Source organism: Erwinia sp. AnSW2-5 (assembly GCF_045107195.1).
GTDB lineage: Bacteria > Pseudomonadota > Gammaproteobacteria > Enterobacterales > Enterobacteriaceae > Erwinia.
This window is the reverse complement of record NZ_JBJGXA010000014.1, coordinates 21,940-41,881: the sequence shown is the minus strand read 5'-3', so window position 1 is coordinate 41,881 and position 19,942 is coordinate 21,940. Positions and strand designations below refer to the sequence as shown.

The window sequence follows — 19,942 nt, the reverse complement described above, 5'->3', positions numbered from 1 at the left end:
GGAAGCCAATTGCGTCCAATTCGAAAACAAACGATTGTTTGCGCAGTCAACCGGAGGGTATATGAAAAAGATCATTGAACAACACCAGCAAGATCCACAGATCGGCATCTGCTCCGTCTGTTCTGCACACCCGTTAGTGATCGAAGCCGCACTGAGGCTGGATCTGCACAGCGACCGTGCGGTACTGATCGAAGCCACATCCAATCAGGTCAATCAGTTTGGCGGCTACACCGGCATGACGCCGGAGGCCTTTCGCGATTACGTGCTGGCGATTGCCGACCAGGTCGGGTTCCCGTGCCAGCGCCTGATCCTCGGCGGCGATCATCTGGGGCCAAACTGCTGGCAGCAGGAACCCGCAGAACAGGCGATGGCAAAATCCCGGGATCTGATCGCCGCTTATGTGCAGGCGGGGTTCAGTAAGATCCACCTTGATGCATCCATGTCCTGCGCCGACGATCCCAACCCGTTACCACCAGAAACCGTGGCGCAGCGTGCCGCTGAGTTATGCCGCATTGCCGAAAGCAGCGCAACGCCCCAGCAGAAAGCCGCACTGACCTATGTGATTGGCACAGAAGTCCCCGTGCCAGGTGGCGAAGCCAGCGCGATCAGCACGGTGCATATCACCCGCGTGGCCGATGCGGCGGCCACCATTGAGCTGCATCATCAGGCCTTCCGCGCCGCCGGGCTGGAAGAGGCTATCGGTCGGATCATTGCCATTGTGGTGCAGCCAGGCGTCGAGTTCGATCACAGCAGCGTGGTGCACTATCAGCCCGACCTGGCGCAGGGGCTGCGCAACTACATTGCCACCACGCCGCTGGTGTATGAAGCCCACTCAACGGACTACCAGACCCGCAGCGCCTATCGTGCTCTGGTGCTGGACCACTTTGCCATTCTGAAAGTCGGCCCCGCGCTGACCTTTGCCCTGCGTGAGGCGGTATTCGCCCTGGCCGCTATTGAGCAGGTGCTGATCGCCCCGGAACAGCAGAGCCAGATCCTGGCTGTGATCGACCAGGTGATGCTTAACGAGCCTGGCTACTGGAAGAAGTACTACCGCCCGGTATTCAGTGAGTCGCTGGTGGATATTCATTTCAGCCTGTCTGACCGCATCCGTTATTACTGGCCGCATCCACGTATTCATCGTGCCTTCAGCCAGCTGATGGACAACCTGGCAACCACCGCGATCCCGTTGGGCCTGCTCAGTCAGTATCTGCCGCAGCAGTTTACCCGCGTACTGTGCGGCGAACTCTCCCCGACACCGACCGGATTAATCATCGACAAAATTCAGGATGTCCTGCGCGACTATGCCTTTGGCTGTGAACGTCAATCACAGCCACAGAAGGGAGTCAGCCATGCATGATTATCGTTTGTTCGTCACTTCAGGCGTGCATTTCGACAATGCTCACCAGGCGCTGACGCATATCGGCGAACGGATGCTGGCCGAAGGTGTGGTGCTACCAAGCTACCCGGCGGCACTGCTGGAACGGGAACACAGCTACCCCACCGGCATAGCGCTGGAAAGTCATGCGGTGGCGATCCCACACTGTGAAGCCAACCATGCGGTTGAACCGGCTATTTACCTGATCCGCCCTGATAACCCGGTCGAATTTGACCAGGCCGATGACGACGGAAAAGTGGCCGCTACGCTGATTATCGCGCTGGTGGTCACCCATCCGCAGCAGCAGTTGACGCTGCTGCGGGCGCTGTTCAGCCAGCTGCAACAGCCGGAATTTATTGAAACTTTACTTAACGTCCCGGAAGCCGAGATTGCCGCCTGTTTTAACCGGCAGCTGCTGGCGACGGCGGCCTGACCTTTGTCTTACCTGACCCTACAACAGGAGTGACCTGTGAAAAGAAAAATTATCGTTGCCTGCGGCGGTGCCGTCGCGACCTCCACTCTGGCAGCAGAAGAGATCAAAGAGCTGTGCGAAGAGCATGGCATCACCCTTGACCTGGTGCAGTGCCGCGTCACCGAGATCGAAACCTATATGGACGATGCCGACCTGATCTGCACCACCGCACGCGTGGATCGCCCGTTCGGTGATATCCCGGTGGTACACGGGATGCCTTTCGTTTCCGGCGTGGGCATTGACGCGCTTCGGCAAAAAATCCTGATGCTGTTGCAGGGGTAATTTTATGTTTACTGACATTATGCGTTACATCCTCGACCTTGGTCCCACGGTGATGCTGCCGCTGGTGATCATCATCTTCTCGGTCGGGCTGGGCATGAAGCTGGGGGATGCGTTTAAATCCGGGCTGCATATCGGCATTGGCTTTGTCGGTATCGGGCTGGTGATTGGCCTGATGCTGGACTCCATTGGCCCGGCCGCAAAAGCGATGGCTGAACATTTCCAGATCGGTCTGGAGGTGGTGGACGTGGGCTGGCCAGGATCGTCCCCCATGACCTGGGCGTCACAGATTGCGCTGGTCGCGATCCCAATCGCCATCGGGGTGAATATCCTGATGCTGGTCACCCGCATGACGCGCGTGGTGAACGTCGATATCTGGAATATCTGGCATATGACCTTTACCGGTGCGCTGGTGCATCTGGCGACAGGATCTTACTGGCTGGGCATTCTGGGTGTGGTGGTGCATGCCGCGTTCGTCTACAAGCTGGGCGACTGGTTTGCCCGCGATACGCGTGACTTCTTTGGTCTGGACGGGATTGCCATTCCACACGGCACGTCCGCGTATATGGGTCCCTTTGCCGTGCTGGTGGATGCGGTGATCGAAAAGATCCCCGGCCTGCGCAAGATCCACTTCAGTGCCGACGATGTTCAGAAGCGTTTTGGTGCCTTCGGTGAACCGGTCACGGTGGGCTTTATCATGGGGCTGATTATCGGCATGCTGGCCTCCTACGATGTGAAAGATATTCTGCAACTGGCGGTGAAAACCGCAGCGGTGATGCTGCTGATGCCGCGCGTGATCAAACCGATCATGGACGGCCTGACGCCGATTGCCCGACATGCACGCAAGCGGCTACAGGCGACATTTGGCGGCCAGGAGTTCCTGATTGGTCTCGATCCTGCCCTGCTGCTCGGCCATACCGCCGTGGTGTCTGCCAGCCTGATCTTTATCCCACTGACGATCCTGGTCGCGGTACTGCTGCCGGGTAACAAAGTGCTGCCGTTTGGCGACCTCGCAACCATCGGTTTCTTTGTTGCCATGGCGGTGGCGGTACACCAGGGCAACCTGTTCCGCACACTGATCTCCGGCGTGATCATCATGAGCATCACGCTATGGATTGCCACGCAAACCATTGGCCTGCACAGCCAGCTGGCAGCCAATGCCGGTGCGTTGAAAACCCCCGGCGGCATGGTGGCCTCGATGGACCAGGGCGGCTCACCGATCACTTATCTGTTCATCCAGCTACTGACCTGGCAAAACGTCGCGGCGCTGCTGGCGATTGGCTCGGTCTATGCCATCGGCGTGTTCCTGACCTGGCGGCGCGCACGTCAGGCAATCCCCGCGCCTGAAGCGGCTGACCTCACCGCACTGTCGAAATAACTCGCGGGGGGTTAACCCCGCGTTACCGGAGTATCTACCATGAAATCTGTCGTCATACACGCCGGAGGCAGCGTTACGGTTGAAGAAAGACCGTTGCCTCATCTCGTACAGCCCGATCAGGTGCTGGTCCAGGTGGAGTGTGCCGGGCTGTGCGGCTCCGATATTCCGCGCATCTTCCACGAAGGAGCGCACTTTTACCCGATTATCCTCGGCCATGAGTTCAGCGGCCGGGTCACCGCCTGCGGCAGCGCGGTGACCGATTTACAGCCTGGCGACCGGGTCGCCTGTGTGCCGTTGCAGCCCTGCTTTGCCTGTGAAGAGTGCCAGCGCCAGCTGTGGTCGCAGTGTAAACATTATCAGTTTATCGGCTCACGCAGCGATGGCGGCAACCGCGAGTTTATCGTTCTGCCACGCCATAATCTGTTCCTTCTTCCTGCGGGCACCACCGCGCTGGCCGGGGCCTTTTTTGAACCGCTGACCGTCAGCCTGCATGCCATACAGCTGGCGGGGGGCTGTGAGGATAAAGAGGTGCTGATTATCGGTGCCGGGACGATCGGCCAGCTGGCGTTGCAGGCGGCCAAAGCGCTGGGTGCCCGCAGCGTCACCGCCATCGATATCAATCCGCAGCGTCTGGCGCTGGCACAGCAGCTGGGGGCTGACCGGGTGTTTAACAGCGCAGAGCTGACCGCTGCTGATATGCAGACCCTGCTGCGTGAGCAGCGCTTTGATCAGCTGATCCTCGAAACTGCAGGCACCCCGCAAACGGTGGAGCTGGCTATCACCCTGGCCGGGCCACAGGCGCAGCTGGCGCTGATCGGCACGCTGCATCGCGATCTCACTCTCAGCAGCAGCACCTTTGGGCTGATCCTGCGCAAAGAGCTGCACATTCTCGGCAGCTGGATGAACTACTCCGGCCCCTGGCCTGGCGTAGAGTGGCAGCAGGCCGTGGCATTGTTCAACGCCGGGCGTATTCAACTGACCCCGCTGATGGCCGAACAGGGCGATGCAGACACCTACGCCAGCGCCGTCCGCGCCCTTCATGGTCAGCCGATGAACGGCAAGATCATGCTCAATTTTCAGAATGATTAAGCAGCAGGAGGCGTTATGTATTTAGTGTCTAATCGTGAAATGTTGAAAAAAGCCCAGCGCGAGGGCTATGCCGTTCCGGCGTTTAATATCCACAACCTGGAAACCGTTCAGGTGATTGCGGAAACCGCCGCCGAACTGCGTTCCCCGGTGATTATGGCCGGGACGCCGGGAACCTATCAGTACGCAGGCCTGAATTATCTGGTGTCTATCTGTCAGGATGCCGCACGCCAGTACGACCTGCCGATCGCGTTGCATCTTGATCATCACGAAACCTTCGATGACATCCGCCATAAAGTACAGGCAGGCATCCGTTCGGTGATGATTGACGCCTCTCACTTTGCCTTCGCGCAGAATATTGAGCGGGTACAGCAGGTGGTGGCGTTATGTCAGCGCTACGATGCCAGCGTGGAAGCCGAGCTGGGGCGCCTTGGTGGGCAGGAAGATGACCTGGTCGTCAATGAAGAGGACAGCTTCTTTACCGATCCGGCAAAGGCGAAAGAGTATGTGATGCGCACCGGCATTGATTCTCTGGCGGTGGCGATTGGCTCAGCGCACGGGATGTATCAGGGTGAACCTAAGCTGGATTTTGCCCGGCTGGCGGCAATCCGTGAACAGGTGGATATTCCGCTGGTGCTGCACGGCGCTTCTGGTATTCCCGAAGCGATGCTGCGTGAAGCCATTGCGCTGGGGATCTGCAAGGTGAACGTCGCCACCGAGCTGAAAATCGCGTTCTCCGGCGCGGTGAAATCCTGGTTTGGTGAGCACCCCACCGCCAGCGATCCACGCGAATATATGGCGCCAGGCAAGGCGGCGATGAAGCAGGTGGTGGCAGAGAAAATCCGCATCTGTGGCAGCGCCGGACGGCTGTAAAACACCTGCCATCGCTTCGTTTTTGCCAGCAGTACACAGACAAGCGTTTTGATCTGACCCGTACCCGAGAGGTGCTGGGCTATCCCCCCTCAGATAATGCATTCACAGAATTTACACCAGGCAACCTTGCTTTCTGATTAATACGATTCACGGGTTGTTCATTCAATGAACAACCCGGGCGCGTCTCTCCACCACAGGTAACCCCTTCATCATTAAGTGTATTACTCCCGAGATAAAAAATTCCTCCTCCCCTGACCCGAATTTCAGATAAAGGGATATTTAATAACGTCTTTGACTTTGCCAATAATACGTAATGAGGTAATGTTTGCGCTTAACAGGTCCAGTATTTCCTGAGGCAACGACTCGTCCATCCTGGAATATCAATGAAAATCGAATACAGCACGGTAGCTGAACTACGCCGTGAGTTTATGCGTAGCGTTGTCGCGCCGGTCGTGGCCGTGGTGCTGTTCTCCCTGTTGGGATGCGGCTTTACTGCATACTGGGTCACCGTGCAAAGCAATGCCAAAGCACAAGAAAAACAACAACAGGTTATTGAAAACATTTTTGCTCAGCACCTGGCTGATTTTACCCTTCAACACAAAAACCTATTGAATGGGCCGGATCTGATTTCACAGTTAGCCAGGCCCGCAGAGTTTGGCGGCTGGCTGTTTCATCTCGCTGGCGATAATGAAATGTATCTTCTGGATGCAGAGCAGCATCCGGTGGTCAGCTGGCTGGAGGGCAGGCTCGTACCGGTTTCCAGCTTTGATGCTCTCAGCCCATCGCTATCGCACTGGCTGCTTCCGGTGGGTTCACCGCCATTTATCAATGACTTCATCCGCCTGCGTGACCGGGTTGCGGAGGTCGTTATTGGTAATTTGCCGGATAACTCCGGGCGACGGCTGGTGTTTATCCGCTACCTGCATTACAGCTTTATCGATTTCCTTGAGCATCGCGGTGTGGTCAGCCATTTTCGTTTTACTCCCAGCGTGCCAGAGCAGTCCAACAGCGCCGGTTTTCTTCTGACGTCGGCAAGCGGTGTGCCTGTCAGCAGTGTTTCCTGGATACCCATGCGCCCCGGCAGCCAGATGCTGATGGTGACAGGCCCGCTGATTGCGGTGGCCATTTTGAGCATCACACTGATGTGCATCATTATGACGCGCCGCCTGTGGCACTCCTCGCTCAAACTCTCCAGCTCAATGCGCCGACTGGCCGCCAGTGAAGCACACGCTCAGCATCTGGCTCGCCATGATGTGCTCACCGGGTTGCCCAACCGCGCCTGGATTGAAGAGCAGCTTAATGAACGACTGCATCATTTACCCCTCAGCGGAGGGAAGCTGGCGCTACTGCTGCTCGACCTCGATCGCTTTAAAATGATCAACGATACCTACGGCCACCATACGGGGGATGATCTGATCGTCGAGATCGGTCAACGGCTGTCGTCGCTGTTGCCGGTACAGGACGCTGTCGGGCGTCTTGGCGGTGATGAGTTTGTGGTGATGATCGGTGATGTGGAAGACGATCAGCAGGTGGCAGAACTGTGCCAGAAAATTATTACACGGCTCGCCGAACCCATGACGCTGCGCGGCCATACGCTGTGGGTGGGCGTCAGTATCGGGGTGGCACTGTCGCCACGACATGGGCTGGAACGGCTGGAGCTGATGCGCAAAGCCGATATATCCCTGTATGCCGCCAAAGCGGAAGGACGTGGCCGCTACTGCCTGTTTGCTCCCGCAATGGACGAAGCCTTGCAAAAACGTCAGCGACTGGCGCAGCAGCTCCATCTGGCGCTGGAAAACGAGACGGGATTAATGCAGTGGTATCAGCCAATTATGGATGTTAGCGGCAAAAAAATAATTGCCGTCGAAGCGCTACTGCGCTGGCACCATCCGCAGCTTGGCAACATCTCTCCGGCAGAGTTTGTGCCGATTGCCGAAGAGACCGGGCTGATTATCGCTTTGGGTGAATGGGTGCTGGAGCAGGCCTGTAAGCTGGCGCTCACCTGCCCAAAACTGATCGTTGCCGTCAATGTTTCACCCCTGCAATTCCTCGCCCCTGGGTTTATTGACAATCTGATGGTGATTATGGCGCGCCACGGGATCAATCCACAGCAAATCGAACTGGAAATTACCGAAGGGGTGCTGCTGGAAAATGAACAGAATGCGCTGAAAACCATTAAGACCCTGCGCGCCGCCGGGTTCTGTATTGCGCTCGACGATTTCGGTACCGGTTATTCCAGCCTGAGCTATCTGGTCCAGTTCCCGGTCGATACGATTAAAATCGATCGCGCCTTTACGCAGTCGCTGGGGGTACGCGAAAACTCAACCACCATTGTTGAAGCGGTGATCAAGCTGGGTCATAGCCTGGGCATTACCGTGACCGCAGAAGGGGTGGAAACCGAAGAGCAGCGATTGATGCTGGCCTCGGCAGGTTGCGACCGGTTACAGGGGTTTCTGCTCAGCAAACCGCAGCCAGCGGAACAGCTGCACGCGCTGCTGCGCGAAATGCATGGCTGATCGCCGTCAGGCTTCTTTTTGATCGCTACGGGTGCATATCTCCGTATAATGCGCCCCCTGATGATAGCCCGCTCCGGGTGAATTGAGTTGATGTAATGAAAAAGCTGTTCCCGCTGTTAGTACTCGCTGCCGCCATACTGTCACTGTGGTGGTTTATGTTCAGAAGTCCGGCCCACGATCCGCACTATGACGCGGCGGCCTGCGTGGCTGTCGATGTGCTGGGCACACCGACCAGCGAGCAGGATTTCGCTGATAAAATCCGCACGGTGATTATCAATGAAAACAGCTCTTACTCGGTGAAGCAGGTGAGCTATGACGATCGGCTGGGACGATCGTCGATTAAGAAGTACCAGGCGCTCAGTGTGGAGCAGAAAAACGCGGCGGCAAAAGATGTCGCGAGCTGCATTGATGTGATGAGCGCCGCCGGGCACTAATGCACCCGGTCATTTAATCCGTTAATCGTTTAAATAATTTCCCGCATCGTTTTCCCCGCCCCGGCCACCTGCTCAGAACCACTGTGGGGGCGATCCAATAAAAAAGGCCACTTCAGAAGCGGCCTTTTACTGAAACAACATCATTTTAAAAAGATTTACTGAAGTGGCACTCAGTGCCCTCTTCAGACTTCTTTATTTATTCACTTTCTCATCCGCCACATAAGGGTCGCTGAAAAAGGGACTGCATGGTGAAATTTCCCTGGTGAGGCCGAATTTTTGCCTTGCCAAACTGGAAGGACAGCAGGATATTAGTATCGTCTGATTCACATCGCCGCCCATGACTCATACCTTAAGCATTTTTATCATTCCGGGAAAGGGGAGAAAACACTCTTGCTATACCTGGAAATAAATGATAATTGCGCGAAGGTAATATACAACTTATCTTATTAATTATTGTTCAGATAATGAGAGCATGTGGCCAATGAAAATAACTGTAACTGATACGCCCGCAGACGCTGATGAAACGTTTGTGATCAATAGTCTGTGGCAACACAATGCGAAAACAACACCGGTTGATATCCACCCTCTTTTTCTCACGCTGCGTGATGAAAAAAACCAGATTTTTGCAGGCCTGGTCGCACGCACCTGGTGGGGGGGTCTGGAAGTGCAATATCTCTGGGTCAGCGATGACTGTCGAGGCAAAGGTGTGGGACGTGACCTGATGCTGGCGGCAGAGCAGGAAGCAAAACAGCGCGGCTGCCATATGGCTTACGTCGATACGTTCAATTTTCAGGCAGTCGGGTTTTACGAGAAGTTAGGCTACTCCGCTTATGGCGAACTCGGCGACTATGCGCACCTGCATACGCGCCATTATCTGGCTAAGAAGATCTGAAGCCTACCGCAGGGGGAAAAATGGAATCACCGGAAGATAAGCCGCGATCAAGTCTGAATGCTCTGATTGCTATGATGGAACATTTATCCGAACCCTGGGGAATCAAGGCGCCTGATTCAGAACACCTGTATATGAATACGGCGGCATATTTATACACCAATACGCCCAAAAACTTTGCCATTGAAGGCCGATTCGACAGTGATTTCCCCGCCGCATGGGCCGAGTGTGAAGACGATCTGATCGAGCACGACCGTCGCACTCAGGCATGTAACGGGCGGGTTGCCGTCATCGAAACTCACTACTGGTACGGGCAGAAAACCTTAACGCCCTATGTCTGTGAAAAAATCCCACTGTATGGCGAAAACGGGGATTTTATCGGGATTGCATGGAACGCTAAGCTCCTCAACACCATGTCACCGCTGAAATATATTACTCAGCAAAAACCCGGGGTGCTGACAACCGAAGTCGATAACGATGTATTTACCCGCTCCGAACTGGATACGCTTTTTTTGATGCTGCAACGCTTATCTACCAAAGAGATAGCGCGGATTTATAATCTCAGCCATCGCACCGTAGAGAACCGGATTTATAACATCTATCAGAAAGCGGGGGTGCATACCCTGAGCCAGTTCGAGGAGTATTGCCGTCATGCAGGGTTGGACAATTTTATCCCGGACCGTCTGATTGAAAAGGGCATCCAGTTTATTTAATTTTTGCTAAGGAAAACCATCTTGATTCGTATTGAAGACTACCCACTCAGTCGCGTACCGGAAAACAAGCGTGTCTCATTCTTAAGCGTTGCTGTAGTCCATATGGGCATGCTGACCGCACTCGACCAATTTATGTTGGGGGCGGTACTGGGGGACTCGATGAGTCTGGCCTCCGCTTTTCTGGCGATTCTGGCCGGGAGCGTGATCTTTGGTATTGTCACCTTCGGGCTGGGCTACGCCGGGATGAAAGAAGGCATCTCCGGTAGCTTACTGGCACGCTGGTGCGGTTTTGGTCGCATCGGCTCGGTATTGATTGGCCTGGTTGTCGCCGTCAGTCTGCTGGGCTGGTTTGGTATTCAAAACGCCATCTTCGCCAAGTCATTGAATTTCGCCCTCGGTGGCGCGCTGGGGTTCCCGCTGGCCGCCACGCTTTCCGGCCTGCTGCTCACCGTGCTGGTGACCTTTGGGTTTAAAGCGCTGCGCGTGACTGCGCGTATCGCCGTCCCGCTGTTCATCTGTCTGGTGGCATTTATCTCGTTCCAGACGTTATCCGGTCATACCCTTCAGCAAATTATTGACCTGCCGCCCACCGGTAGCCCACTGACCATCAGCGCGGCCATCACCATGGTGGTTGGCGGGGCCATTGTTGCCAGCCTGATGACACCGGATCTGACACGTTATTCACGTTCGTCAAAACATGTGGCGGGCGTAACCCTGCTGACGATTATTGCCGGGGAGTTTATCGTAAACGGGCTGGCCATTATGATTGCCCGCACACTGCAAACCGCTGATGTCGTGACGATTATGTCACAGGTCGCAGGCGGCGTTGGGCTGCTGGTGGTTATCCTTTCCACTCTGCGCGTGAACGATCTCAACCTCTACTCCTCTTCCCTCGGGGTGATTAACGCCGTCGAAGGCATCTCCGGTAAGAAGTTACAGTACCGGAATACGACGCTGGTGATTGGCGTGCTGGGCACCCTGCTCTCGGTGCTGGGTATCCTTGACCGCTTCGTTGACTTCCTCACCGTGCTGGGCGTGGTGTTCCCTCCGATCCTCGGCATTATGCTGGTTGACTATCTGCTGCTGCGCACACACCGTGCCGCGCTGGATAAAAGCCGTGCAGAAGGGAAATTGCCTGGGGACAGCGAAACACCCACCATTGGCTGGATCGCGATTATCGCTACGCTGGTCGGCAGTGTGATTGGCCTGATGACCGAGTGGGGCGTGCCAACCATTAACTCGTTGCTGGTGTCGTGTGTGATTTATTACGTGTTGTCGCTGGCGTTACGTAACCGGGCGGTGGTGGCGTCGCGTTAAGAAAAGCTCAAACGGGGCAGAGTGCGTATTGCCTCTGCCCCGTTTGAATCACTTTTTGGGCCAATAATGGCGCTGCCAACGCGTCAGGTCCGCCCCAGATAAGGCCCTGCCACCACCGATTCACGCACGATAAGCTGGCCGTTGAATGCCGGTAGCGGTTCGCCGGGCTGCCCGTCGAGCATCAGCACCAGTTTTTCCAGCGTATGCCGGATCATCTCTCCGACCGGGACATGCACGGTAGTGAGCGGTGGAACAAAAAATGATGCCATTGGAATATCATCAAAACTCAGCAACGACACATCCTGCGGAATGCGTTTGCCAGCGGCATACAGCGCCCTTGCGGCACCGATGGCCATATCATCGTTACTCGCCACCAGCGCGGTAAACTCAGCCCCCCCTGCCAGCAGCTCCAGCCCGGCTTCATAGCCACTTTGCAGCGTCCAGCTACCCTGTGCCACCCGCTGCGGGTTAAACGCAATGTGGTGCGATTGAAGCGCTTCACGGTAACCGTTCAGGCGGCTGATACCGGTCGGTGAACCATCGGAACCGGAAATAAAGGCAATATCGCGATGCCCCTGGGACACCAGATAATTCACGGCATCAACGGTGTTCTGTTCATGGGCGGCAAAAACGCAGTGCTGCGGGTGTTTTTCCAGCTGGCGGTTCACCACAATAATGGGTTTGTGGGTTTGCTCAATAATCTCATCCAGTTCGGCGGTATTGAGAAAGCGGGGATAGATAATGATCGCATCGCAACGCAGATCCAGCAGAAACTCAATAGCCTGCCGCTCCTGGCGCGCATCATGTTTACCATCTGCCAGCAACAGCTGGCGACCATGCTGCTCGGTGACCGTTGCCGCCTGGAATAGCAGCTCACTAAAATAGGGACCGTTATATAACGTATTGGTGACCACCAGTCCGATATTTTGTGATTTATTGGTCGCCAGATTTCGCGCCAATAAATTAGGCCGATAGCCGGTTTCTTCAATCGCTTTAAATACCCGATCCTGCGTGGTTTTACTGACGTAACTATTTCCTGCCAGTACCCGGGAAACCGTGGCTTTTGAAACACCGGCTTTTTTTGCGACATCCAGCATGGTAATCATCATGGCTTCCTGAAAGCTAAGTTCTGGTTGATATAATAACCTGTTTTACCGTGCGCCCACACCTGCACGGTAACATAATGAAATTATTATCTTTAGTCCCCATCTGGCAGGTTCTCATCTCACCGGTCGCCCATCTTTTCAGCGGAAAAGAGCGGTTTAAACCTGCCTGCAATATGCATCGCGATATATCTATTACCAGCACAACTTTGCTGTTTCACCTGCTTTGTCTCTGACCGATGCGATCCCGCTCACAGAACAAATCATTGAATATGAAACCGGTTGCAGAAACAGGTCAATTTCAGCTATTTATTAAAGAAACCTAGACCGGAGAACAACCATGAATAAAATCTTACTCTGTTGTGCCGCAGGTATGTCCACCAGCATGGTGGTGCAGCGTATGGAAAAAGCCGCTAAAGAAAAAAATATTGCCGTGGAAATTAATGCGGTCGGACTGGACGAGTATGTGGAGCAGATCGCCCATTACGACTGCTGCCTGCTCGGCCCGCAAATCAAATACAAGCTGGTGGATTTCAAGCCGCTGGCCGATGAACTCAACAAGCCGATTGCCGTGATCAACACCATGGACTACGGCATGATGAACGGCGAAAAAATCCTTGCGGAAGCCCTGTTGATGATCCAGAACGGCGGGGCCGCCAAATGAGTCGCTTCAGCGAGTCCCTGTTCGGCGTGATCGAGAATCGCATCAGCCCGATCGCGGCCAGGCTATCCAGCCAGCGCCACGTGGTGGCGATTAAAGATGGCTTTATCTCCTCGATGCCGTTCCTGATTGTGGGTTCGTTTATGCTGTTGTTCGCACATCCGCCGTTTGGTGCCGACAGCCAGTGGGCGTTTGCCCAGTGGTGGCTGGGCATGGTGGAGCGTCATACCGCGCAAATCATGATGCCGTACAACATGACGATGGGCATTATGGCGGTCTATATCGCCGCCGCCATCTCCTACAACCTCGCTATTAGCTACAAGATGAACGGCTTTATGGCTGCCTGCCTGTCGCTGATGGCGTTTCTGCTGGTCGCCGCCCCTCAAAGCAATGGCACACTGCCAGTGGGATCGCTGGGGGGAGAAGGGATCTTTACGGCGATTATCGTCAGCCTTTACTCCACTGAGCTGATGCACTTCCTGCAAAAGCACCATATCGGCTTTAAGCTGCCGGAGCAGGTTCCGCCGAAAATCCGTCAATCGTTCGATCTGCTGATCCCGATCCTTGCCATCTTCCTGACGCTGTTCCCCCTCAGTCTGCTGGTGCAGGATCAGTTTGGTATGCTGCTGCCGCAGGCGATTATGGCGATCTTCAAGCCAATCATCTCCGCGTCTGATTCACTGCCTGCGGTGCTGATTGCCGTGCTGCTGTGTCACCTGCTGTGGTTTGCCGGTATTCACGGTGCGGTGATTGTCGGCGGGATCTTGCAGGCGTTCTGGCTGACCAACCTTGGCATTAACCAGCAGGAACTGAACGCGGGCCAGCCGATCACACAAATCTTTATCGAACCGTTCTGGCAGTTCTTTATCGTGGTGGGCGGTTCCGGTTCCACGATGGGCCTGGTATTCCTCTACCTGCGCAGCCGTTCGGCGCACCTGCGCTCCATCGGTAAGCTGGGCCTGGTGCCAAGCATGTTCAATATCAATGAGCCGATTATCTTCGGTTCCCCGGTAGTGATGAACCCGCTGCTGTTTATCCCGTTTATTACCGCACCGCTGGTCAATGCCATTATTGCCTGGGTCGCCACGCGTACTGACCTGGTGAACCACGTCGTTTCGCTGGCCCCGTGGACAACACCCGGCCCGATTGGTGCCGCCTGGTCAACCGGCTGGGACTTCCGCGCCGTGATTCTGGTGGGCGTGCTGATTGTGGTCTCAACGCTGATTTACTATCCCTTCTTCAAAATGTATGAGCGCGAGCTGTTGAAGCAGGAGCAGCCGACCCCGTCGGATACTGAACTGAAAGCCGTGGAGAACTGATCATGGATATGGAAACCACCGTCATGGAGCTGATTATTCATGCTGGCGAAGCCCGCTCCTGCTCAATGCAGGCGCTGCGTGCGGCACGGACTTATGACTGGCAGGAAGCGGATGCCCAGCTGACAGCCGCGACGGCCGCAGCCAGAGCCGCGCATAAGATCCAGACGGCGCTGATTGGCGCTGACGAAGGTGTCGGCAAGGTGCCGGTGAACCTGATTCTGGTTCATGCGCAGGATCATCTGATGAACGCCATGCTCTGCCGCGAATTAGCGGAAGAGATCATCATTCTGCACCGTGAAGTGCAGACGTTGAAAAACAAGGGTTAACAGCATCACCGTAGGGGTCGACCTTTTTTTCCGGTCGACCCGTTCAAGAAGACAAGGAGAACAGGATGCAATACCGCAAGCTATCGCCCTTCCCTGACGGTTTTTTATGGGGAGCTTCCACCTCGGCCTATCAGGTAGAGGGGGCATCGAACCAGGACGGTAAAGGGCCATCGGTCATTGATAAAGCCCGTTTCGATCCGCGCCTGACAGACTTCACCGTGACCAGCGATCACTACCACCGCTTTGCCGAGGATGTGGCACTGTTCGCTGAACTGGGCCTGAAAACCTACCGTCTTTCCATCTCCTGGAGCCGCCTGTTTCCGCAGGGGACCGGGGAAATCAATGCCAAAGGGGTGGAGTTCTATCAGAAGCTGATCACCGCGCTCACCGACAAAGGGATTGAGCCGCTGGTCACGCTGTACCACTTCGATCTGCCGTGGGCATTGCAGGAGAAAGGCGGCTGGTCCGATCCTGCCACCATCGCGGCGTTTGAGCACTTTGCCCGCACCTGCTTTGAGCTGTACGGCGACCGGGTGAAATACTGGCTGACCATCAATGAGCAGAACATGATGATCCTCAAAGGGGATGTCATTGGTACGCTGCCCGAAGGCACCCCGGACCCGCATAAAACGCTGTATCAGCAGAACCATCATATGATGCTGGCGCAGGCGCGGGCGATGATCGCCTGCCACGAGATGCTGCCTGCGGCGAAAATTGGCCCGGCACCGAATATCTCCTGCGTCTACCCGGCCAGTTCCAAACCGGAAGATGTGCTGGCGGCGAATAACTTCACCTCCATTCGCAACTGGCTGTACCTCGACCTCGCCTGTTATGGCCGCTACAACACCATTGCCTGGCGCTTTATGCAGGAAAAAGGCTGGCTGCCAACGATCACCGATGCCGAGATGGCGCTGCTGAAGCAGGCGAAACCGGACTTTATCGCCTTTAACTATTATGCCTCCGCCACCGTTGCCGCCGAGCTGAGCGATGAGGGGGAAGGCAACCAGAAAGTTGACCAGCAGATGGCCGGTATCGATAAAAGCGTTTACGTCGGCACCAATAACCCGCATCTGAAGAAAAATCAGTTTAACTGGTATGTTGATCCGGTTGGCTTCCGCATCACAGCACGCGAGATCTACGATCGTTACCAGCTGCCGCTGATCGTCACTGAAAATGGCCTTGGTGCCTTTGACGAGCTGGCCGCAGGCAATAAAGTGTATGACGACTACCGCATCGCTTATCTCAGCGACCATCTGGAGCAGCTCCAGTTAGCGATCAGCGATGGCGTAGACGTCTTCGGTTACTGCCCGTGGTCGGCAATCGATCTGGTCAGTACGCATCAGGGGATCAGCAAGCGTTACGGCTTTATCTACGTCAACCGTGACGAGCACGATCTGAAAGATCTGGCGCGCTACCGCAAGAAAAGCTTTAGCTGGTATCAGCGCGTGATCCAGACCAATGGCGCGAATTTAAATAAAGATATCGAGTATTAAATCCCGGCATCAATAGTGAGGGATTTCGTAGGGGCGAGGCATGCCTCGCCCGCATTATTAAGACGTTGTTAATCTCACCAGAAAGGATGGATTATGTCAGAGCAGCAATTACCAAAAGATTTTTTATGGGGTGGCGCGGTTGCGGCACACCAGGTTGAAGGCGGTTGGGACCAGGGCGGTAAAGGCCCGAGTATTGTGGATGTGTTATCCGGCGGCGCGCACGGCGTGGACCGCGTGATCACCGATGGCATTGACCCGGCGCATCACTACCCGAATCACCTGGCGGTGGATTTCTACCATCGCTACAAAGACGATATCGCGCTGTTTGCCGAGATGGGCTTTAAGTGTTTCCGCACCTCGATTGCCTGGACGCGCATCTTCCCAAAAGGCGACGAGCTGGAGCCAAATGAAGCGGGCTTACAGTTCTACGACGACCTGTTTGATGAACTGCTGAAATACAATATTGAACCGGTGATCACCCTCTCCCACTTCGAGATGCCTGAGCATCTGGTGAAAGAGTACGGCGGCTGGCTGAACCGTAAAGTGGTGGATTTCTTTGTACGTTACAGCGAAGTGGTACTGAAGCGCTATCAGCACAAAGTGAAATACTGGATGACCTTTAACGAGATCAATAACCAGCGTAACTGGCGTTATCCACTGTTCGGCTACTGTAACTCCGGGGTGATTTTCAACGACCACGAGAAGCCTGAGCAGGCGATGTACCAGGTTCTGCATCACCAGTTTGTGGCCAGTGCGCAGGTGGTGAAACTGGGTCACGAGATCAACCCGAACTTGCAGATCGGCTGCATGCTGGCGATTGTGCCGCTCTATCCGTGGTCATGCCACCCGGATGATGTGATGTTCGCGCAGGAATCGATGCGTGAGCGCTATCTGTTCGGTGATGTGCATCTGCGCGGTTACTACCCGTCGTACATTCTGAAAGAGTGGGAGCGTAAGGGTTACCAGATTGAGATGCAGCCGGGCGATGAGCAGGCGCTGCGTGACGGCTGTGCCGACTATCTGGGTTTCAGCTACTACATGAGTAATGCGGTGCAGTTCTCTGCGAAGGACAGCGATGACGGCCGTCATATCGAAGGCTTCCCAGGCAGCCGCCCGAACCCGCATGTGAAAGCCTCCGACTGGGGCTGGCAGATTGACCCGGTGGGCCTGCGCTACACGCTGAATGCCTTCTGGGAACGCTATCAGAAGCCAATGTTTATCGTTGAGAACGGCTTTGGTGCCTACGATACCGTTGAAGCTGACGGTCAGATCAACGATGACTACCGCATTGCGTATTTGCAGGCGCATATCGAGCAGATGAAGATTGCGGTACTGGAAGATGGCGTGGATCTGATGGGTTACACGCCGTGGGGCTGCATCGACTGCGTGTCCTTCACCACCGGCCAGTACAACAAACGTTATGGCTTTATCCATGTGGATAAAAACGATGACGGTACCGGCACGATGGCGCGTTCGAAGAAGAAAAGCTTCGACTGGTATAAGCAGGTGATCAGCAGCAACGGTGCGGATCTGTAACGGATTGCGGCAAGTCTGGTGAAAGCCTTATCGGGGTTATCCGGAACGCGGACTCGCCGTAAACCCATCCCTGGGGGCTCGTGTTCGCGCATCCCTGCGCTCAACGGTCCGCTAACCCGGATAACCCCGATGGCATTGACGTTCCGGTGTTGCTGTTAAGAATTTCAACCGCGACGCCAATGTTGGTTAAGGTGAGCGTTATGGGACAGGTTAGTCGGGCCTCTGCCGCATGGATGCGGCAGCTGGAGCCCCCAGGGAGGGGTTTACGGCGTCCCGACGTTCTGCCCATAACGCGCACCGATCCCCTGAGCTACAGCCAGTTATTTTAGCCCTTCTTCCCCCCCGATTTACCAATCGACCGATGCAGATCCTGGATCCGCTTCATCGACTTCATGGTTTTTTGCGGGGCGGTGGAAGCCACCGACATCACCAGCATTTCCAGGCACAGCAGCACGGTGCCATGCAGCGCAACCTTTCCGTTTTCCCCGCCGCGCGGCACGGTAATGATCGTCTGTGCCTCACGGCTGAAGCGTGAATCCGGCGCATTAGTCAGTAATATGACCGGGATCCCCAACCGCCGCGCCTCGGCCAGCGTAGTCAGTCCTTCACGATGCGCCGACTTCTGCCCCATCATGATCAACACATCCCCGCGCTTCATCTCCAGTAACTGTTCTGCCAGCAGAATACCCGTGCGGTTGAGTACACAGGCAGGCGTACCGATACGCGTTAATAATCTCGCGGTGTACTCGGCCAGCACCCCAGACGCACCAATACCAAAAATCGCCACCTGCTGCGCTTCTGCCAGTAAGGCCACCGCCTGCGCCATCGCCAGCCGGTTTTGCGGTTCGCTTAACGCGTCGCAGGCACGCTGATGCCCCTCGATCACAAAATCTATGCTGGCATTGATATCGCAGGAGAGCGCGCTCACCGTGGTATTCATCTTCTCTGCCGAGTTAATTCCCGGCCCGAGAAAACCTTCAATGGTCAGTTTCACATCGCGCAAACCCGCGAAGCCCAGCGCCTGAATGGCACGGATCACCGTCGCATCGGAGCTTTGCGTGGCGGCTGCAATCTCCATCGCGGTGTGCTCAAGCACCACATGCCGGTGTTCATTGATATAGCTGGCGACAGCATACAGCCGGGGCGACAGCTGGCTTGCCCGCGCCTTGAAGCGTTCGCCGTAAAGATCCACGCGTCTGCGCCCGGTGGACACACTCATGGCTGCCCCGCTTTTTCCGGCAGCGTACGCCCGGAAAGATGCGACTGAACCTGCGCGACCAGCAAGCCCAGCGAGGCATAAGAGTTTGAAATCACTTCATCACGTGACAATAAAATGTAATGCCCTTCACGGCAGGCGCGTAAAAAATCACAGAACCCCGGCATCACCCGATTCATATCGGCAATTTCATCAGCGGGTTTCCCCCCGGTGTCTGCACGCCAGGTATCGAATATGTAGTCTGCATCCAGCTCGGGCAGGCGCTCCGCACTGATGTCCACCCTGCCACCCTCCGGGATCGCATCCACCAGAGGGGGAAAACGAAAACCCGCATCACGCAATACCCGCCCCAGCGAATGATAGCTACGGTGTACCGTCAGCTTGCCGTTGTTCGCCTGTAGCACGGAGACGGTGATGTGTTGCGTATCCACCACATATTTGAGCTGTCTGATCTGCTCCTGATAGCGGCGCTCCAGAATCGCCAGCTGTGCCTGTCTGCCGGTCAGCTGCGCCAGCTTGCTGTAGATACGCGGCGCGCCCCCTTTCAGATGGTCAATACTGACCGTTGGGGCGATTTTCTCCAGCTGCTCCACCGCCATATTACGGCCTGGCTCAGTGATAATCAGATCCGGCTTCGCCGCCGCAATCGCTTCGATATCCATATCGGCGGTGCCGATAAACTGAATAGCCGAGTTATCGAAATCCACCCCGGTGAGCAAACCGCTCGAACGCAGAAAATGGCTGCCGTCCGGCCGCGTGCGTCCGTGGCTGGCGACGGGCGGCACGCCCAGCTCAATCAGTGGAATGGTGATATCCAGATCGTGCAGCGACACGATGCGTTTCGGATGCAGCGGCACCAGCACGGTGCGCCCCAGATCGTCGGTAAACGACTGCGTGGGCACGGCCGCACTGGCGGCAGCCCCGATCAGCAGCAGCAGAGAAAAGAGCAAACGCAT

The 19,942-nt window shown here is 55.6% G+C and carries 19 protein-coding genes; 16 read left to right on the top strand and 3 right to left on the bottom strand.

Annotation, left to right across the window (positions count from 1 at the left end):
• The first annotated feature begins 61 nt into the window (after positions 1 to 61).
• The 11 genes from gatZ to ACFL9S_RS12315 all read left to right on the top strand — a co-directional run bounded on the left by gatZ (position 62) and on the right by ACFL9S_RS12315 (position 11,332).
• Positions 62 to 1,357 carry a tagatose-bisphosphate aldolase subunit GatZ gene (gatZ, locus tag ACFL9S_RS12365; protein ID WP_405262208.1) on the top strand — a complete coding sequence of 432 codons (1,296 nt, stop codon included), beginning with the start codon at positions 62 to 64 and terminating at the stop codon, positions 1,355 to 1,357.
• Positions 1,350 to 1,808, top strand: coding sequence for a PTS galactitol transporter subunit IIA (gene gatA, locus ACFL9S_RS12360; RefSeq protein ID WP_405262207.1), 459 nt, complete (start codon positions 1,350 to 1,352; stop codon positions 1,806 to 1,808). Before gatZ ends, gatA begins: the two co-directional genes overlap by 8 nt.
• A gap of 36 nt (positions 1,809 to 1,844) precedes the next feature.
• Positions 1,845 to 2,129 carry a PTS galactitol transporter subunit IIB gene (gene gatB, locus ACFL9S_RS12355; RefSeq protein ID WP_405262206.1) on the top strand — a complete coding sequence of 95 codons (285 nt, stop codon included), beginning with the start codon at positions 1,845 to 1,847 and terminating at the stop codon, positions 2,127 to 2,129.
• Positions 2,130 to 2,133: 4 nt separating this feature from the next.
• Entirely contained in the window at positions 2,134 to 3,504 is a 1,371-nt protein-coding gene (locus ACFL9S_RS12350; protein WP_405262205.1) for a galactitol-specific PTS transporter subunit IIC, read from the top strand.
• A gap of 39 nt (positions 3,505 to 3,543) precedes the next feature.
• Positions 3,544 to 4,593: a galactitol-1-phosphate 5-dehydrogenase gene (gene gatD / locus ACFL9S_RS12345; RefSeq protein ID WP_405262204.1), complete on the top strand. Its 1,050-nt coding sequence runs from the start codon at positions 3,544 to 3,546 to the stop codon at positions 4,591 to 4,593.
• Positions 4,594 to 4,608: 15 nt separating this feature from the next.
• Positions 4,609 to 5,463 (top strand): tagatose bisphosphate family class II aldolase, encoded by an 855-nt coding sequence (locus tag ACFL9S_RS12340; protein ID WP_405262203.1) that lies wholly within the window; start codon positions 4,609 to 4,611, stop codon positions 5,461 to 5,463.
• Between the two features lie 383 nt (positions 5,464 to 5,846).
• Positions 5,847 to 7,979 (top strand): putative bifunctional diguanylate cyclase/phosphodiesterase, encoded by a 2,133-nt coding sequence (locus ACFL9S_RS12335; RefSeq protein ID WP_405262202.1) that lies wholly within the window; start codon positions 5,847 to 5,849, stop codon positions 7,977 to 7,979.
• A gap of 95 nt (positions 7,980 to 8,074) precedes the next feature.
• The gene (locus tag ACFL9S_RS12330) at positions 8,075 to 8,413 is read left to right on the top strand and encodes a hypothetical protein (RefSeq protein ID WP_405262201.1); all 339 of its coding nucleotides are present in this window, start codon (positions 8,075 to 8,077) and stop codon (positions 8,411 to 8,413) included.
• A gap of 481 nt (positions 8,414 to 8,894) precedes the next feature.
• Positions 8,895 to 9,305: a GNAT family N-acetyltransferase gene (locus ACFL9S_RS12325; protein WP_405262200.1), complete on the top strand. Its 411-nt coding sequence runs from the start codon at positions 8,895 to 8,897 to the stop codon at positions 9,303 to 9,305.
• A gap of 20 nt (positions 9,306 to 9,325) precedes the next feature.
• Positions 9,326 to 10,015: a helix-turn-helix transcriptional regulator gene (locus tag ACFL9S_RS12320; protein WP_405262199.1), complete on the top strand. Its 690-nt coding sequence runs from the start codon at positions 9,326 to 9,328 to the stop codon at positions 10,013 to 10,015.
• Positions 10,016 to 10,036: 21 nt separating this feature from the next.
• On the top strand, positions 10,037 to 11,332 hold the full coding sequence (locus tag ACFL9S_RS12315; RefSeq protein WP_405262198.1) for a cytosine permease: 1,296 nt from the start codon (positions 10,037 to 10,039) through the stop codon (positions 11,330 to 11,332).
• Positions 11,333 to 11,415: 83 nt separating this feature from the next.
• On the opposite strand, the gene ACFL9S_RS12310 is transcribed toward ACFL9S_RS12315, so the two are convergent.
• On the bottom strand, positions 11,416 to 12,441 hold the full coding sequence (locus tag ACFL9S_RS12310; protein WP_405262197.1) for a LacI family DNA-binding transcriptional regulator: 1,026 nt from the start codon (positions 12,439 to 12,441) through the stop codon (positions 11,416 to 11,418).
• A gap of 334 nt (positions 12,442 to 12,775) precedes the next feature.
• On the opposite strand from ACFL9S_RS12310, the gene ACFL9S_RS12305 reads away from it, so the two are divergent.
• The 5 genes from ACFL9S_RS12305 (at position 12,776) to ACFL9S_RS12285 (ending at position 17,770) form a co-directional block, all read left to right on the top strand.
• Positions 12,776 to 13,099: a PTS sugar transporter subunit IIB gene (locus tag ACFL9S_RS12305; RefSeq protein WP_405262196.1), complete on the top strand. Its 324-nt coding sequence runs from the start codon at positions 12,776 to 12,778 to the stop codon at positions 13,097 to 13,099.
• Entirely contained in the window at positions 13,096 to 14,415 is a 1,320-nt protein-coding gene (locus tag ACFL9S_RS12300) for a PTS sugar transporter subunit IIC (RefSeq protein WP_405262195.1), read from the top strand. Before ACFL9S_RS12305 ends, ACFL9S_RS12300 begins: the two co-directional genes overlap by 4 nt.
• Before the next feature lie 2 nt (positions 14,416 to 14,417).
• Positions 14,418 to 14,741 carry a PTS lactose/cellobiose transporter subunit IIA gene (locus tag ACFL9S_RS12295; protein WP_405262194.1) on the top strand — a complete coding sequence of 108 codons (324 nt, stop codon included), beginning with the start codon at positions 14,418 to 14,420 and terminating at the stop codon, positions 14,739 to 14,741.
• 65 nt (positions 14,742 to 14,806) lie between these two features.
• Positions 14,807 to 16,234: a glycoside hydrolase family 1 protein gene (locus tag ACFL9S_RS12290; protein ID WP_405262193.1), complete on the top strand. Its 1,428-nt coding sequence runs from the start codon at positions 14,807 to 14,809 to the stop codon at positions 16,232 to 16,234.
• A gap of 93 nt (positions 16,235 to 16,327) precedes the next feature.
• Positions 16,328 to 17,770 (top strand): 6-phospho-beta-glucosidase, encoded by a 1,443-nt coding sequence (locus tag ACFL9S_RS12285; protein ID WP_405262192.1) that lies wholly within the window; start codon positions 16,328 to 16,330, stop codon positions 17,768 to 17,770.
• 325 nt (positions 17,771 to 18,095) lie between these two features.
• Here the strand turns inward: ACFL9S_RS12285 and ACFL9S_RS12280 are convergent, their stop codons facing one another.
• Both ACFL9S_RS12280 and ACFL9S_RS12275 read right to left on the bottom strand, forming a co-directional pair.
• Positions 18,096 to 18,989: a MurR/RpiR family transcriptional regulator gene (locus tag ACFL9S_RS12280; protein WP_405262191.1), complete on the bottom strand. Its 894-nt coding sequence runs from the start codon at positions 18,987 to 18,989 to the stop codon at positions 18,096 to 18,098.
• Positions 18,986 to 19,942 (bottom strand): ABC transporter substrate-binding protein, encoded by a 957-nt coding sequence (locus ACFL9S_RS12275; RefSeq protein ID WP_405262190.1) that lies wholly within the window; start codon positions 19,940 to 19,942, stop codon positions 18,986 to 18,988. The genes ACFL9S_RS12280 and ACFL9S_RS12275 overlap by 4 nt, the downstream gene beginning before the upstream one ends.